The sequence below is a fragment of the Caballeronia sp. M23-90 genome, assembly GCF_053574605.1.
The window spans coordinates 16,762-31,224 of sequence record NZ_JBSIPA010000001.1 but is presented as its reverse complement, the minus strand read 5'-3'; the positions used below and the strand labels follow the sequence as shown (position 1 = coordinate 31,224).

General features: G+C 57.0%; 14 protein-coding genes and 2 pseudogenes. 10 read left to right on the top strand and 6 right to left on the bottom strand.

The window, feature by feature from the left end; all coding sequences use genetic code 11:
- The first annotated feature begins 378 nt into the window (after positions 1-378).
- The 7 genes and pseudogenes from cueR (ACRXB1_RS00160) to ACRXB1_RS00130 all read left to right on the top strand — a co-directional run.
- A complete protein-coding gene (cueR, locus tag ACRXB1_RS00160; RefSeq protein ID WP_449490639.1) occupies positions 379-831 on the top strand; it encodes a Cu(I)-responsive transcriptional regulator in 453 nt (150 codons plus the stop codon).
- A gap of 231 nt (positions 832-1,062) precedes the next feature.
- Positions 1,063-1,263 (top strand): hypothetical protein, encoded by a 201-nt coding sequence (locus ACRXB1_RS00155; RefSeq protein WP_449490638.1) that lies wholly within the window; start codon positions 1,063-1,065, stop codon positions 1,261-1,263.
- 178 nt (positions 1,264-1,441) lie between these two features.
- Positions 1,442-1,744: a hypothetical protein gene (locus tag ACRXB1_RS00150; protein WP_449490637.1), complete on the top strand. Its 303-nt coding sequence runs from the start codon at positions 1,442-1,444 to the stop codon at positions 1,742-1,744.
- A 68-nt stretch (positions 1,745-1,812) separates the two neighbouring features.
- Complete coding sequence (locus tag ACRXB1_RS00145; protein ID WP_449490636.1) at positions 1,813-2,049, top strand: DUF2933 domain-containing protein; 237 nt, start codon at positions 1,813-1,815, stop codon at positions 2,047-2,049.
- Positions 2,050-2,226: 177 nt separating this feature from the next.
- On the top strand, positions 2,227-2,706 hold the full coding sequence (cueR, locus tag ACRXB1_RS00140; RefSeq protein WP_449490635.1) for a Cu(I)-responsive transcriptional regulator: 480 nt from the start codon (positions 2,227-2,229) through the stop codon (positions 2,704-2,706).
- 80 nt (positions 2,707-2,786) lie between these two features.
- Positions 2,787-3,440, top strand: a complete 654-nt coding sequence (locus ACRXB1_RS00135; RefSeq protein WP_449490634.1) for a peroxiredoxin — start codon at positions 2,787-2,789, stop codon at positions 3,438-3,440.
- 389 nt (positions 3,441-3,829) lie between these two features.
- Positions 3,830-4,486: pseudogene (locus ACRXB1_RS00130) on the top strand (IS630 family transposase); the annotation flags it as partial.
- 1 nt (position 4,487) lies between these two features.
- On the opposite strand, the pseudogene ACRXB1_RS00125 reads toward ACRXB1_RS00130, so the two are convergent.
- From ACRXB1_RS00125 to ACRXB1_RS00100, 6 genes and pseudogenes are all read right to left on the bottom strand, one after another.
- Positions 4,488-5,357: pseudogene (locus ACRXB1_RS00125) on the bottom strand (IS110 family transposase); the annotation flags it as partial.
- A 268-nt stretch (positions 5,358-5,625) separates the two neighbouring features.
- On the bottom strand, positions 5,626-6,030 hold the full coding sequence (copM, locus tag ACRXB1_RS00120) for a CopM family metallochaperone (RefSeq protein ID WP_449490633.1): 405 nt from the start codon (positions 6,028-6,030) through the stop codon (positions 5,626-5,628).
- Between the two features lie 75 nt (positions 6,031-6,105).
- On the bottom strand, positions 6,106-7,341 hold the full coding sequence (locus ACRXB1_RS00115) for a permease (protein WP_449490632.1): 1,236 nt from the start codon (positions 7,339-7,341) through the stop codon (positions 6,106-6,108).
- 31 nt (positions 7,342-7,372) lie between these two features.
- On the bottom strand, positions 7,373-8,332 hold the full coding sequence (locus ACRXB1_RS00110; protein WP_449490631.1) for a YVTN family beta-propeller repeat protein: 960 nt from the start codon (positions 8,330-8,332) through the stop codon (positions 7,373-7,375).
- Positions 8,329-9,753 (bottom strand): heavy metal sensor histidine kinase, encoded by a 1,425-nt coding sequence (locus ACRXB1_RS00105; RefSeq protein WP_449490630.1) that lies wholly within the window; start codon positions 9,751-9,753, stop codon positions 8,329-8,331. Before ACRXB1_RS00105 ends, ACRXB1_RS00110 begins: the two co-directional genes overlap by 4 nt.
- A complete protein-coding gene (locus tag ACRXB1_RS00100) occupies positions 9,750-10,421 on the bottom strand; it encodes a heavy metal response regulator transcription factor (protein WP_438397111.1) in 672 nt (223 codons plus the stop codon). The genes ACRXB1_RS00105 and ACRXB1_RS00100 overlap by 4 nt, the downstream gene beginning before the upstream one ends.
- A gap of 700 nt (positions 10,422-11,121) precedes the next feature.
- On the opposite strand from ACRXB1_RS00100, the gene ACRXB1_RS00095 reads away from it, so the two are divergent.
- Genes ACRXB1_RS00095 through ACRXB1_RS00085 form a run of 3 tightly spaced genes read left to right on the top strand, consistent with a single transcriptional unit; the run spans position 11,122 to position 14,430 of the window.
- Positions 11,122-11,697 carry a hypothetical protein gene (locus ACRXB1_RS00095; RefSeq protein WP_449490629.1) on the top strand — a complete coding sequence of 192 codons (576 nt, stop codon included), beginning with the start codon at positions 11,122-11,124 and terminating at the stop codon, positions 11,695-11,697.
- Complete coding sequence (locus ACRXB1_RS00090) at positions 11,694-13,133, top strand: TolC family protein (protein WP_449490628.1); 1,440 nt, start codon at positions 11,694-11,696, stop codon at positions 13,131-13,133. Before ACRXB1_RS00095 ends, ACRXB1_RS00090 begins: the two co-directional genes overlap by 4 nt.
- A gap of 1 nt (position 13,134) precedes the next feature.
- A complete protein-coding gene (locus ACRXB1_RS00085; protein WP_449490627.1) occupies positions 13,135-14,430 on the top strand; it encodes a multicopper oxidase family protein in 1,296 nt (431 codons plus the stop codon).
- Positions 14,431-14,463: the final 33 nt, after the last annotated feature.

Sequence of the window (14,463 nt, the reverse complement as noted above, 5' to 3'; positions counted from 1 at the left end):
ACGCGGTCGATCCGCTTGCCCCGCACTCCGGGTATACCGCCGCTACCTTCGTTCTTGTTGTGCACCACATCTCTTTCGCCTCTACTCGTTGGCTTGCGGGATCACCGCCGGTCTTGCCATTCGGAGCGCTCAAGAAAGGCGCGCTCGCGTTCGGGTGTTTCCGCAGACGTTTCGCCACTTCGCTGGCCTACGCCATGCGTTATCTGACAATGGAGCGGAGTCTAAACACTTCCGTCACTGGAGTGTCAAGGGCCGAGAAGCGAGTCTTGAAGCCGACACCCAACGCCAAAAAAACCTTGACATTCCCGTAACTGGAAGGTCTAGAGTAAGAATTGGAAATCAACGGGCAGTGGTATGAATTAATGTATGAGGTGCGAGATGAACATCGGACAAGCGGCGAGCGCCTCGGGCGTCACGGCGAAAATGATCCGCTACTATGAGAGCATCGATCTGGTGGAGGCCGCTGGTCGCACAGATAGTGGCTACCGGATCTACGGAGACTCTGACGTTCATGTGCTGCGCTTCATCCGGCAAGCCCGCGCCTTGGGATTCCCGATCGAGCAGATCAGGCAACTGCTTTCGTTATGGTTGGATCAGGACCGCGCGAGCGCCGAAGTGAAGACGATCGCCGCGCACCATATCGGCGAGTTGAACACGCGCATTGCGGAACTGGTGGTGATGCGTGACACGCTCGCCAACCTCTCGCGACATTGCGCGGGCGACAAGCGGCCGGGTTGCCCTATATTGGATGGAATAAGTGGACCCGCCGTGCGGCAAGGTCTGAACTTGAAAGGAAAGCCGGTGACCCGCAGCGCGGCGTTCGCCTTGTAATCCAGATCCAAAAACAGTGCGTCTGTAACTGAACAGCTGTGCAGAAATCAATATCTCGTGAAATGCGTCGTTAAATTACTACTGTGCTTCTTGATTGCGTGGCTGCCTTTGACAGGCTTTGCCACGCCAGTATTGATTTGCCCGCAAATTTCATCGGCCATGGCCGGATCGCACACGCCACTGCATCACTCGGCGGTCCCGCACGCAGTTGCCTCATCCGGTGCAGCGCACTTGGACACCACTGTATCGGCCACGCATCAGCTCGATTGCCACGGCAGCATCGGTAGCCTTGCCTGCACGCCTGCGGCGATATCTTCCCATCCGATCGCGCTCGTACCAGCGCCCTCTACATCGGTCTACGCGTCATTCGACGCCACTGCGTTTGCGCAGTTCATTCCTGATCTTCCGCAGCGTCCGCCACAAGTTCTGTAACTCCCCTCCAGCGATTGGGCATTAGATCGTATCCGCAGCGTCAGCTCGCCGCGCGGTTGCGTGCCAGCACGTCGATGATTCGGCTCGACGGATCGCGTCACGCGTTTTCAGCGCGACGCCACAGGAACATAACCAGACGGCCTTACTTCCGACCTAGGGAGAGGCCAAGGAAATCGAAATGAACACCAAACGTTTAGCCACTGTGTCACTGGCCCTTGCTCTTTTGGGCGCGAGTGGAGTGAGTGCCGCGGCCAGCCCACCGCAGCCGGCCATGCATGATCACGCCAGTGCCATGATGGGCGATGGAATGATGAGCAAAGGGATGATGGGAAAGGGGATGATGAGCAACTGCCCGATGATGGGCCAATTCCCTCCGGGCAACGAAAAACTCGCGATGCAAATGCACGGTGAAATGATGAAGGCAATGGGCGACATCATGCTCAAGTACGCCGACAAGATCCAGACGCCGCCCGCGAAATAACACGACAGTGCTCGCACGCGCGAGCATTCTCCCGAATCTGAAATAGGAGCAACACCATGAAATGCAATATGAAAACGATGATCGCTGCAGGAGCAGTCCTGCTCGTCATACTAGCTGCGGCTTATGCGGCGTTCCCTCAGTTCCGAACGCTCGTATTGAGCGGCGGACCCTTCTTGTTGTTCATGCTGTGCCCGTTGTCTATGTTCTTCATGATGAAAAGCATGAGCCATAGTAAGGACGATCAAGCTTCGCGCCCAAGCGAGACGGCTCAGGAGCAGCAGCCGCAATCGCGTATCGCCAAGTAGCGATTCGCAAGGGAGTACCTTGGGCGAGCGCGGCATCGTGTGCGCTCGCCCGGCATGAACGCCTTTGCGAGATGTTGCAAATCCGCTTCGGAAGCACGCTCTTGCTCAAGCGCTGGCCGCTGCCGACTAAAACAACCACGCGGGTTAATCTGCTCGCAGTAGTAAAGGAGAGATCGTATGAACATCGGGGAAGCCGCCAAGGCTACCGGTATGTCGGTCAAGATGATTCGGTACTACGAAAGTATCGATTTGATACAACCACATGGACGTGCTGGGAGCGGCTATCGGATCTATAAGGAGAGCGACGTTCACGTCATGCGCTTCATTCGACGGACGCGCGCGCTCGGTTTTTCCATCGAACGTGTCAGGCATTTGCTTGCCTTATGGCGAGATGAGGACCGCGCCAGTTCTGACGTCAAAGCGGTTGCCTTGAAACACGTAGCGGAACTGAACGATCGGATAGCCGAATTGACGTCCATGCGCGATTCGCTTGATCAACTCGTACAACAGTGCGCGGGCGATAGTCGATCGAGTTGCACGATATTGCAAGGCATACAACGTCTCGACGTGGACGACGTCCGCGGCGTTGAAGCAAAAGCAGACACTTCCGCGTGCGGCCAAAGCGCAACGGCCCCGCCCGAAAAAAGCACACAATAATGGTTCGTGACTCTCAACCCGGAGTGCCCGCTTTTGCGCGGCTGGGATCCTCCGACTCACATAAGTAGTGGAGGTTTGACATGTCTATCCGCATAGGCGAAGAAGCACCCGATTTCACGGCCGAAACCACTGAAGGGACGATCCGATTTCACGAATGGATCGGAGATAAATGGGCCATCCTGTTCTCGCACCCGAAGGATTTCACACCCGTCTGCACGACCGAGCTTGGCTATTTGGCCGGCCTGAAAGCAGAGTTCGACAAACGTAGTACCCGGATCATTGGACTGAGCATCGACCCCGTGAGTGACCATCAAAGATGGGTTGGTGATATCGAAGAGACACAAGGGCACGCAGTGAATTATCCGTTGATCGGCGACGCGGATCTGTACGTCGCGAAGCTCTACGACATGATTCATCCGAACGCGAGCGGCGGCCAGCGAAGCGCGACGGACAATGCCACCGTGCGCTCGGTGTTTATCATCGGCCCCGACAAGAAGGTCAAGGCAATGCTTGTCTATCCGATGAGTGCAGGCCGCAATTTTGACGAGGTGCTGCGTTTGCTCGACGCGCTTCAGTTGAACGCCAAGCACGCGGTCGCCACGCCGGTGAACTGGAAGCCGGGCGAGGACGTGATCATTCCGACGTCCGTCTCCGATGAGGAAGCCAAGAAAAAGTATCAGCAGGGCTTCAAGACGCTCAAGCCGTATCTGCGGACGGTGACGCAGCCAACATAATTGAGGGCCACCGAGCACAACTGAACGCGGGTCGGCCTGCGGCGAAACATGTCGGCGAGGCGGTCCGCTCGCCGACATGGACGCTGCATCGGATAGGGAGATCAAAAAATGGGTCGTGCTTAACCTCATCTTCGGCGCAGTGTTCGTCGTCTTGATGGTCGTATTTTCAGAACGGGCGGCCCAGAGATGATGCGAATGATGGAAAGCGGCGAGCACGACCATGGAGCGCAAGGCCATTAAGGTCCCGCGGAGACAGAGCAACACCGACGTTAGATTCCTGCGATGAGGTGGCAATGATGCAACGAGATAGTTTCGCGGATACCTGTCCACTGCGTCATTGACATGGCACACCGTATGTGTTCGGATTTAGGCCATGGGAAAAATGAAAAATGAATCTGACTGATACCGGACGTGCACAATTACTTTCAGCGGCACACAGCCGAACGGTGCGCGCGGCGGACGTGCGACGCGCAAAATTGATCTTGATGCTCGAGGATGGTGAATCCCGCGTCGGAATCATGAGTGCACTGCGCTGCGCTCGCGATTCGTCGCACGTTGGTCGGGGCGTTTCCTCAATGAGCGACTGTCGGGCACGTACTCTCGCCACCCCGCGTGCTTTTGTGCAGCCGCCTGCCAAGTTGGAAGCGCGTGTACTTTACCGCACCCTCAAGCACACAAACCAGCCGACGGTTCGACACCACAAGCTCGCAGCAGAGCTGGGCGATGTGTCGGTCTCGGCCGCGCAGCGCATCTGGCGCAAGCACGGCATCAAGCAGCAGCGCCTGGGGCGGCACATGGTCTCTAACGATCCGGACTTCGAGACCAAGGCAGCCGACATGATGGGCTTTATCTAAACCCGCCGGCGCACGCGACGGTGTTCTGCGTGGATGAGAAAACCGCGATCGAGGCACTTGAGCGCAAGGACCGGATGCCGCGTTTTGTCGCCGGGGCGTGCCGAGAGCCACGGCTTCGAGTATCCGCAACGAGAGGCTAGTCTATTCGCGGCATTTAATACTGCTACCGGCGAGGTGCTGGGCAAGACGGCACGACCAACAACTTTCTTGCATAGCTGTTACCCGTCTTGGTGATGCTGCCCAAGCGCCGTTTGTTGCCTGAGGAATGTTCTGACGGGGTAACGCCGAGCCAGGCCATCAGTTGGCGTGGATGCGTGAAGCGTGAGAGATCGCCCAGCTCGGCGAGCATGCCCACGGTGGTCGTGAATTGCACACCGCGCATAGCCTGTAAGCCCAGGACCGCCGGATAGAAGCGCCAGTCGACGACCGCCTCTCGCAGGGCGGCTTCGAGACGCCCGCATTGCGCGAGACGGTCTTCGATCGTGCGCCGCAGTTCGTCGAGCGCCAGTTGCTGCCAAAGGTTGTCGAACGAAAACGCGCTCAACCAGCGTCGATGCGCGGGACCCCAGTCGGCCCGACCCAGATAGCGCACGCCATGCGAGAGCAGGAAGGCCTTCAGCCGTTGCCGCGCACGCTTCATATCGTCTTTGGCGCTTACCCATGCACGTGCCAGATTGCGGAACGCTTCATCCTCTACGGTAGGCACGTACACTGCCGACAGGTCGCCGGTACGGAGCAACCGCACTAGCTTCACGGCGTCTCGTCGGTCGGTCTTGACGCGCTCGCCGGGCTTTCTGGGAATCAGTGACGGTGCGCAGACCATGCAGTCGAAGCCTTTCTGCACAAGCTGACGGTAGAGACCATAGCCGCACGGGCCTGCCTCGTAGACGACGCGTATGTGGCGCGCTTTGGACTGCAGGCGCTTGCACAAGCGATCAATGTCGGTCTGCGTCGTACCGATCTTGCCGGACAGTTCGACCTCGCCCGAGGCGGGCGCGTAGGCGACCGTGATCGAGTCCTTGTGGACGTCCAAGCCGACGTACAAAGTGATATCGTGTTCCATGCTGGCCTCCGTGCGGGAAATCGCCGGGTTGGCACCGTCCACACCGTGCGGCTCTGGCACCAATGTTAATCCGCGTTTGATTCCTTACGGCCGGCCAGCCCTACCTCGCGCGAAGTCATACTGCCTAGTCGAGTTTTCGCGCCGAAAAGGACAAGGTCGCATGTTATTTCTCACGCGACGCGCTGCGTCCGCTAAAGTTGCGATTTATGTTGATTCGACCGCGCCAATTTTGCTGCGACGTATTTGAGCGCAGTCTGTGCAGCGCCTATTACATCGCGCCGTGCTTCTTTTGCCAGTGGTGCATAACGACGATTTCCCTTTTTTGTTCCGCAATGATGTTTTGCGCAAGCCTCCTTGCTTCTGGGTCCTTGCCGTACTTAAGCTCGATTTGCGCCATTTGAATTGCGCCTTGATGATGAGGAATCATCCCAGCAATGAAGTCCTTGTCAGGATTGCCTGAGAGCGGTATGTCCATGTGTTGCATCATGGTTTGTCGACCAGCCATGAAGGCTGCGGTGGAGGGGCTTTTACTTGAACTCGATGCGTCCTTGCCCATCGACATTCCGCCCATGGCTCCGCTTGCGGGGGTTTGCGCGTAGGTCGGCGTGGCGCTTAATGAGCCGATAGCGACGGCAATGCCCAATGCAACGGTCTTAACAGAATTTTTGTGCACAGCAACCTCTATAAGTAGGTGGGGGTGGACTACCGGTAAAGTTCGACTTTTGGCGTTCGCCGAAGCTGCCAGCTGCTAGTGATGATTGTGATGCCCGTGCTCCTGCGGAGTTGCGCCGCTGCTCGAGGAGGAAGCAGCTTGCCCCTGATCTTGAGCGTGCTGGTGGTCGTTGTCGTGACCACCATCGTCCATCATCTTCATCATTTCCGGCCCCCCGCTCTTATAGAAGACGATGACAAGCACGGCGCTAACGACAGCGAATATGATGTTCAGAACCGTCGTGTAGTTGAAGGTAATGGTTTCGGTCAGAATACTGACGATACGCTGATGCGGGACCAGACCGGCGACGCCGAAAATGAGTTCGACCGCCAGCGCAGCTACGACCATCGCGATGTAGAAGGTTACGAGCATGTACCAGGTCATCCTGCCACCGTAGTATTTCCGGTAAATGTTCAGGATGGGTGGGATGATGAGGTCGCCAAAGATGAAGGCCGCGACGCCTCCGAAGCTAATACCGCCGTTCCACAAAACGGCGGCAAGTGGGACATTACCAACGGAGCAGGTGAAGGATATAACGGCGATAAGCGGTCCAACAAACGCGCCCCAGATCATTGCCGCGACGGGGTGGTCCACCAGAAAGAATGCTTTCCAAAATTCGTTTGGAACCCAGGCGCCCAACGCGCCCGCAACGAGCAGCCCAATGCCGATATCTCGCCACAGCATTGCCCAATTCATCACGAACGAATGGCTTATGTTGACCCAGCCGGCTTTAGACGACAGGCGGTCCTTCCAGGTGCCACTCTGCTCGCCCATTGACATCGCCGCATGGCCTTCCATTGAACCTGCAATGCCCTTTTCGGCTTGGGCGAGTGCTTCTTTTTTCAGCGAGTCCTTGAGCGTTAAGCGAAACAGGATTACGAGCACAATGATCATAATCGGGCCGCCGATAAATTCCGCCGCCGCGAAATGCCATGAAATTAGCACCCACATCAGCACGCCCAGTTCCAGCACCAAGTTGGTCGCGGCGAACTCGAACGCCATGGCGGCCGTGAAATCACCACCCTTGCGGACTATGGAACGCGCCATCGCAACGGCCGCGTATGAGCATGACGACGACGCTGCGCCAAGGGCACTCGCCGTCACTATCGAGTTAGACGAGTCGTCAGGCAGCAACTTCGACATTTCGCCTTTTGAAATTGTGACCTCGATAATCGCCGAGAACAAAAATCCCAGGCACAACCCCCAGAATATGTCCCAGAACATCGTGAAGGACATCCACAGCGCGTGACCAATTGCAGTCAGGATGCTCATCTCGGTCTCTCCTTGTTAACAACGATTACACTCAACCAAGCGGTGCGCGGTCAGGGAAGTAAATGCCGTGCGGAGACTTTCCAACGTGAATTGTGTTCACTAGCTTCATCGTTTGCAGGTCAATCACTCCGACAAATCGGGTAAAGCGGAATGTCACCCAGAGGTATCGCTTATCCGGTGTCAGTTCCATGTCATCGGGACCGGGCAAAAGGCCTGTAATCGTGTTCAGCACCGTGAGCGACTGAAGGTCGACCACGCTGATGGTGCTCCCTACGCGGTTGGTAACAAGTACGCGGCGTCCATCGGCCAGCGACCGGAAGTTGTGGGCTCCCCGGTCGGTGTGAATGGTCTTGACGACCTTTTGCGTACGCCAGTCGACCACCGCCACATAATCGGCGCCTGTCATGCCAACTAAAAGGTACTTGTCGTCGGGCGTGAAGAAGAGACCGGCCGGCGCCTTGCCGACCTTCATTTTCCACTTGACCGTTTGTGTATCCAGGTCGAGCGCCGCAAGTTCGTCGGATTCCTGCAGCGTGACGAAGACGGTCTTGTTATCCTTCGTGAATGCAAGGTGACTGGGTGTATCCGCTAAGGGAACGCGCTTCCCGAGCGCAAAGTTGCTCCCGTCGTAATGGTAAATGTCCACTCGATTCAGACGCAATCCCGCCGTGACGAACCACTTTTTGTCGTACGAGAATCCGAGTTGATAGGGGTCTTCGATACCTTCAATCCAACGCTGAACTTTCCCGGTTCTTGGGTCGAGGAGCACCAAGCTGTTGCTTATTGAATTGGCCACGATGAGCGACTTGTTATCTGGGCTCGCCATCAGGTGGTGAGGTTCTTTTCCGACGGGGATGGTGTCCGTCACCTTTTGGCTAGCCATGTCAATAAAGCTAACGTTGGCGTCAGACGAATTCAGCACAGTAACAAGTTCAGCGTGAGCTGAGGTCGAACAGAGCGCGGCGAGTGTCAAGGAGAATAGGGTCTTCATGTGGTGATAGCCTCTTGAACCACAGCAGAGCTGGATTTCGGAAAAATCAATGTGAACGTGGTCTGTCCGTTATAGCTTGTCAGGTCGACCTTGCCGCGATGCAATTCCATAATGGACTTAACGATTGCAAGGCCCAGTCCGGAATTCTTTCCGGACTCATGGCGCGACGGGTCAATGCGATAGAAGCGGTCAAAGATTTTTTCCATGTGCGCTTCGGAAATCGCTACGCCGGCATTACTCACGGAGACCACCGTTGCGTTTGGCAGCTCATCAGCCTTTAGCGAAATGATTGAATCGGGAGCCGCGTGGTCCAGCGCGTTACTCACGAGGTTGCTGACAGCGCGGCGAAACAATGTCGTGTCTGCGTGTACGACGCCGCTGGCTTCAACACCAATTGCATGTCGGCCTTCTTCGGCGATACCTTGAAAATACGAGGCGAGTCGCTGAAATTCGGATTGGACGTCGAGCGCCGTCACTTTGACTGCTTGCTTGACGTTGTCCGTTCGTGCGAGAAAGAGCATGTTCTCAATCATCCGTTGCAAGCGTTCGCATTCCTCGATATTCGAGTCGATGAGCGTCTCGTATTCCTCGACGCTGCGGGTCTTCGATAAGGTGATTTGCGAGGAACTGATGACGTTCGCAAGCGGCGTCCGCATGTCGTGCGCCAGGTCCGACGAGAATTGCGACAGTCGCGTAAAGGCGCGCTCAAGTCGGTCCAGCATCCGGTTGACCGATACAGCGATGTCGGTCAGCTCAAGTGGTCCACCTTCGACATTCAATCGCTCACTCAAATTATCAGCTTCAATGCGGGAGGTCTGGCGGCCGATACTCTTCACCGGCGTGAGTCCCCGGCGCGCCACGCCGTACCCGAGAAATCCAATCAGCGTGGAACCTGCAGCAGCTGCGAACAGAATGTCGAGGCGGTAGCTTTGAAGGAGCGAGTCACGGTCCGATGCGCTTCTCGCGAGGAGGATCCGTATGTCCTCGCCTGATGGGAGCGTTTCATCTGCAAAAACGCAGCGCGCCGCACCAATCTGAAATGGCTGGCATGTGTACGGTACGCGCTGCGCGTTTCGGGAGCCATACGCCGACGGAAGGTTCGCCCCAGGTGTTTCGGAGTGGTTGGCAACGATTTTGCCGGACTGGTCCAGGATGGTCAGGTAGACGCCAGGATGAGAAAGCAGAATTTCGTGAAACATAGTCTGGGCGCCATGCACCCCTGCAACGGTCTTCGCCTCGCGTGCAAGTTGCGCAAATTGATTGAGCTTGCCGTCAATCTCGATGTCGTCGCGCCGTTGCAGCTCGGTATCGAGGGAGCTATATAAAAATGCGCCGATGAGCGCAAAGACTGCGGCGGCGACCACCAAGAATGCGAGCGCGAGGCGGCCGGAAAGCGAATAGTGCCGGCCGGTGGTGCTCATGTGCGTTCCTCTAAGACGTATCCCATTCCGCGAACTGTGTGCAACAGTTTGCGCTCAAAGGGTGTGTCTACCTTTGCCCGGAGTCGTTTGACGGCGACATCGACGACATTCGTATCGCTGTCGAAGTTCATGTCCCAGAGCTGCGAAGTGATGAAGGTACGCGTGAGCACCTCACCCTGACGCTCGGCCAATAATTGAAGGAGCGCGAATTCCTGTGCGGTCAGGTCGATGCGCGTGTTGCCCCGTCTCGCACGGCGCTTGAAGAGCTCAATCTCGAGGTCGGCAATCATGATGACGTCACGGGCGCCGCGTGGCGAGCGCCGCAAGAGCGACCTGATGCGAGCGAGAAATTCGGCGTACGCAAATGGTTTGGACAAGTAGTCGTCAGCGCCAAGCTCCAGCCCTTTTACTTTGTCTTCGACAGTATCGCGCGCGGTCAGCAGAAGAACTGGGGTCGACTTCTGCTCTCGAAGACGGCGCAGTACCTCAAAGCCGTCCATCTCGGGGAGCATCACGTCCAGAACCATCACATCGAAATCTTCGTGCAGCGCGAGGAAAAGACCGTCCTTGCCATTGCTTGCGATGTCAACGTTAAAGCTCGCTTCGGTCAGACCCTTGTGCAGATACGACGTCATTTTCTGCTCATCCTCGACGATAAGTATGCGCATACCGAGCCTCTTATTTTAGTGATGCGAACAGGGTAACAATTTGGAGCATTCAGAAAGATGGCGGCAAAATGACATTTTCGCCATGTTCGGTGCGTGGATGACTGAACGGTCATCTTGGAGCCATTGTCTCGTCATGAGGGTGTTGGTAGTGTTCGGGTTGTCAGCCCTGCGAACCTTACAACGGGCTAAAACCGCGTGCTAGACTCGGGCCCTATGATTAACTGGCGCAAACTTCTTACGGTCGTGTTCCTGATGCTGAGCCTGTCGGCTCGGGCATTCGGGGCTGCCCCCCTGACCTGCGAGCCTTCGCAGGTCAGAGAAGAAGTCATGTCCAGCGCGCACGACGTGCACGAGATGGCGACTCGTGTGTCGGAAGCGATGACGACCGCCTCTATCCATGGAGAACATCATCTCCAGGGCGGCATGCACCATCACGGCAGTGGGCATTGCAGTACTTGCGTTTCCTGCTGTGCCGGCGGCGTTCTTCCCCTAATCCCTGCTATCTCGATTCCCAGCCAGGCTGTGCGTGATATCCCTTTGGACAACGCGCCGGCTGGCTCCGCCCGTTTCTTGACGGGTGGTATCGAAAGACCTCCCCGCCTCATTCTCGCCTGAGTTTGGTCGTCCCGCCGCTGGCGTGACGCTCCCCGTTTCTGACCGCAATTGTTGCTGTCAGCTGAACTCTGTCGAGAGAGATTTCATGCGAATTATTTATGCCGTGCTGCTTAGCGCAGCGGTGGCTTTGCCTTCGTTCGCAAGTGGACCCACTGCTACCCCAGACCCAACCGACGCGGGCGCACCGGTGCCAGCAGTCATCGTTCCATCTGCAACGAATGACTACAAGCCTTTTCAGGATAAGCCCGTCGGCTCGTGGCGCGACTTAAACGGCGCTGTCACACCATCTAAAAAGAACGGCACGGGCATGTCGGGAATGGCCGGCATGGATGGAATGTCCGGTATGAGCGGTATGCAAGGCATGGATAAAAAGCAGCCTTCGAAAGAAACCCCTCAGCCTTCTTCCGAGAAAGGAAATGGCATGGCGGAAATGGACCATTCAACAATGCCGATGGGCTCAGCCAACCCCGAATCTATGAAAGGCATGGGTGACATGAAGGGCATGAGCGACATGAAGGGTATGGGTGATATGAAAGGGGGTTCGGGCAGCGACAGCATGCCAGGCATGGACCATTCGAAGATGCCTCCTGAAACCGGTTCGCAGCCAACTTCTGTCGGAAAGCGGGGAATGAAGATGAACAACGGGGAGATGGGTGAATGAAGCCGCAACTCTTTGCTTCTGGTCGGCTCGTTGCGGCTGTCAGCGTCGTTGCCCTATTTGCCGGCTGTACAACATTCTCCAAGGACGGTGGCTTCAATACCGTATCCAATGTCGCATCTGAGCGGCTTGGGAAGGACGCAGTTATTGTCAAAACGGATGCCGATAGAGATTCGGTCTTCAAGCGCACCAGGGAACTATTAGCACAGCCGTTGAGCATGGATGACGCGGTCCAGGTCGCGCTCTTGAACAATCGCGGCTTGCAGGCTTCATATGGTGACCTGGGTATTTCCGAAGCCGACCTTGTGCAAGCCGGGCGGTTGCCGAACCCAGGCTTCTCGTTCAGTCGCACGCACTCCAGCAACGATTTGAGTATCAATCGTACGTTCTCGCTTGGCATCCTGAGTATCTTTACGCTGCCGTTGGCCACACGTATTGAAAGCCGACGCTTTGAGCAGACGAAGCTGCTGACCGCCGATGCGATGCTGAAAGTTGCAGCCGACACCAGGCGCGCCTATGTGAGCGCAGTCGCGGCGCAACAGTCAGTCGCCTACGCGCAGCAGGTCAAGGATTCGGCGGAAGCCGTTGCCGAACTGGCTTCGCGCATGCAGCAGGCAGGCAACTTTAGCAAGCTTGACTACGCGCGTGAGCAGGCGTTCTACGCGGATTCGGTCGCTCAATTCGCCAAGACCCGACAGGAAAGCGTCGCCGCTCGAGAGAAATTGACGCGCCTGATGGGCTTGTGGGGCGCTGGCGCTCAATTCCAGTTGCCCGAGCGTCTGCCCCACCTTCCGAAAGACCGTCCCGAGCTGCACGACCTTGAGCGCTTCGCCATGCAAAACCGCCTGGACATACAGGCGGCGAAACTGCAGACCCAAGCGGTCGCAACCTCATTGGGGCTCACACAGGCGACCCGTTTCATCAACGCGCTCGACGTCGGATACGAGAACAATTTCGAAACCGATAAGGGGCGCCTCCACGGCTTTGACATTAGTGTCGAGATACCTCTGTTTGATTGGGGTGGCGCGAAAGTCGGGCGAGCACAGGCCGTGTATATGCAGTCCGCTAATCGACTCGCAGAAACGGCGGTGAATGCGCGTTCTGAGGTGCGCGAATCGTACTCCGCGTATGTCAGCGATTACGACGTCGCAAAGCACTACCGCGACGAGGTCGTGCCGCTTCGCAAAACCATCTCGGATGAGCTTCTGCTGCGTTACAACGGCATGCTGGCGAGCGTGTTCGAACTGCTTGCTGATTCTCGCGAGCAGGTTGGCGCGGTCAACAGCTACATCGATGCGCTCAAGGAATATTGGATAGCGGAGACCGACCTGCAGCAGGCGGTGGGTGGCCGCTTGCCAGCGGTTGCGGTCGCGCAATTGCGACCGATGCCCGAATCCAAAACGCAACCAGCGTCCCCCACAAATACAGAAGGTAAGTGAAATGGTCTCTCGTCGAAATTTTATCGGCGGTTCCGGTGCGGCGTTGCTTGGCGCTGCCCTTGTCAGCAAGGCTGGCGCGGCGTCATTGCCTGAGGCGGCAACGATGTCGAGTGTGAATATGCAACCGCCGCCTGCGCCGCCCAACGGGCGGCCGTACAACCCCGTCGTGACGCTTAATGGATGGTCGCTGCCTTGGCGCATGAACAACGGATGGAAGGAATTTCACCTGACGGCGGAGCCCGTGGTGCGCGAAATGGCGCCGGGCATGAAGGCGAATCTTTGGGGTTATAACGGCCAAGCCCCAGGACCGACCATCGAGGCAGTAGAGGGGGACAAGGTTCGCATTTTCGTCACGAACAAACTGCCGGAGCACACGACAGTTCACTGGCACGGCATGTTGTTGCCGTCCGGCATGGACGGAGTCGGTGGCCTGACCCAGCCGCACATCCCGCCCGGCAAAACGTTTGTCTATGAATTCCAGCTGGAGAAGCACGGAACGTTCATGTACCACCCCCACGCTGATGAAATGGTGCAGATGGCAATGGGAATGATGGGGACGTTCATTGTTCACCCGAAAGACCCGAATATCATGCACGCCGACCGAGACTTTGTTTTCATTATGTCGGCTTATGACATTGACCCGGGAAGCTTTACGCCGCGTGTGAATGAAATGACGGACTTCAACATGTGGACATGGAACTCACGCGTGTTCCCCGGCGTTGACCACCTTCCCGTACGTATGGGTGACCGGGTCCGGATTCGGTTTGGCAACCTTACGATGACCAATCACCCCATCCATCTGCACGGCTATCACTTCGAAGTCGCGGGAACCGACGGCGGCTGGATACCACCTGGCGCGCGTTGGCCGGAGGTCACCGTTGACGTCGCCGTAGGGCAGATGCGGGCAATCGAATTCACCGCGAATCGTCCTGGTGACTGGGCGTTTCACTGCCATAAGTCGCACCACACGATGAATGCGATGGGTCATCAGGTGCCGAACCTCATCGGTGTCCAGCAGAAGGACCTGGCCAAGCGCATCAACAAGCTGGTTCCCGACTACATGGCGATGGGTAGCGCCGGCGGTGCGATGGGCGAAATGGAAATGCCGCTTCCAGACAACACGATTCCGATGATGACAGGCACGGGCCCGTTCGGTCCGCTCGAAATGGGGGGAATGTTTAGCGTGGTCAAGGTGCGCGAGGGCTTGGCTCGCAACGACTACCGAGACCCAGGTTGGTTCAAGCACCCCAAGGGAACGGTTGCATTTGAGTACACGGGTGAAATGCCTGACGCATGAGTAGTTTGCCTCGCGCGACGCGCGGGTCCTTTT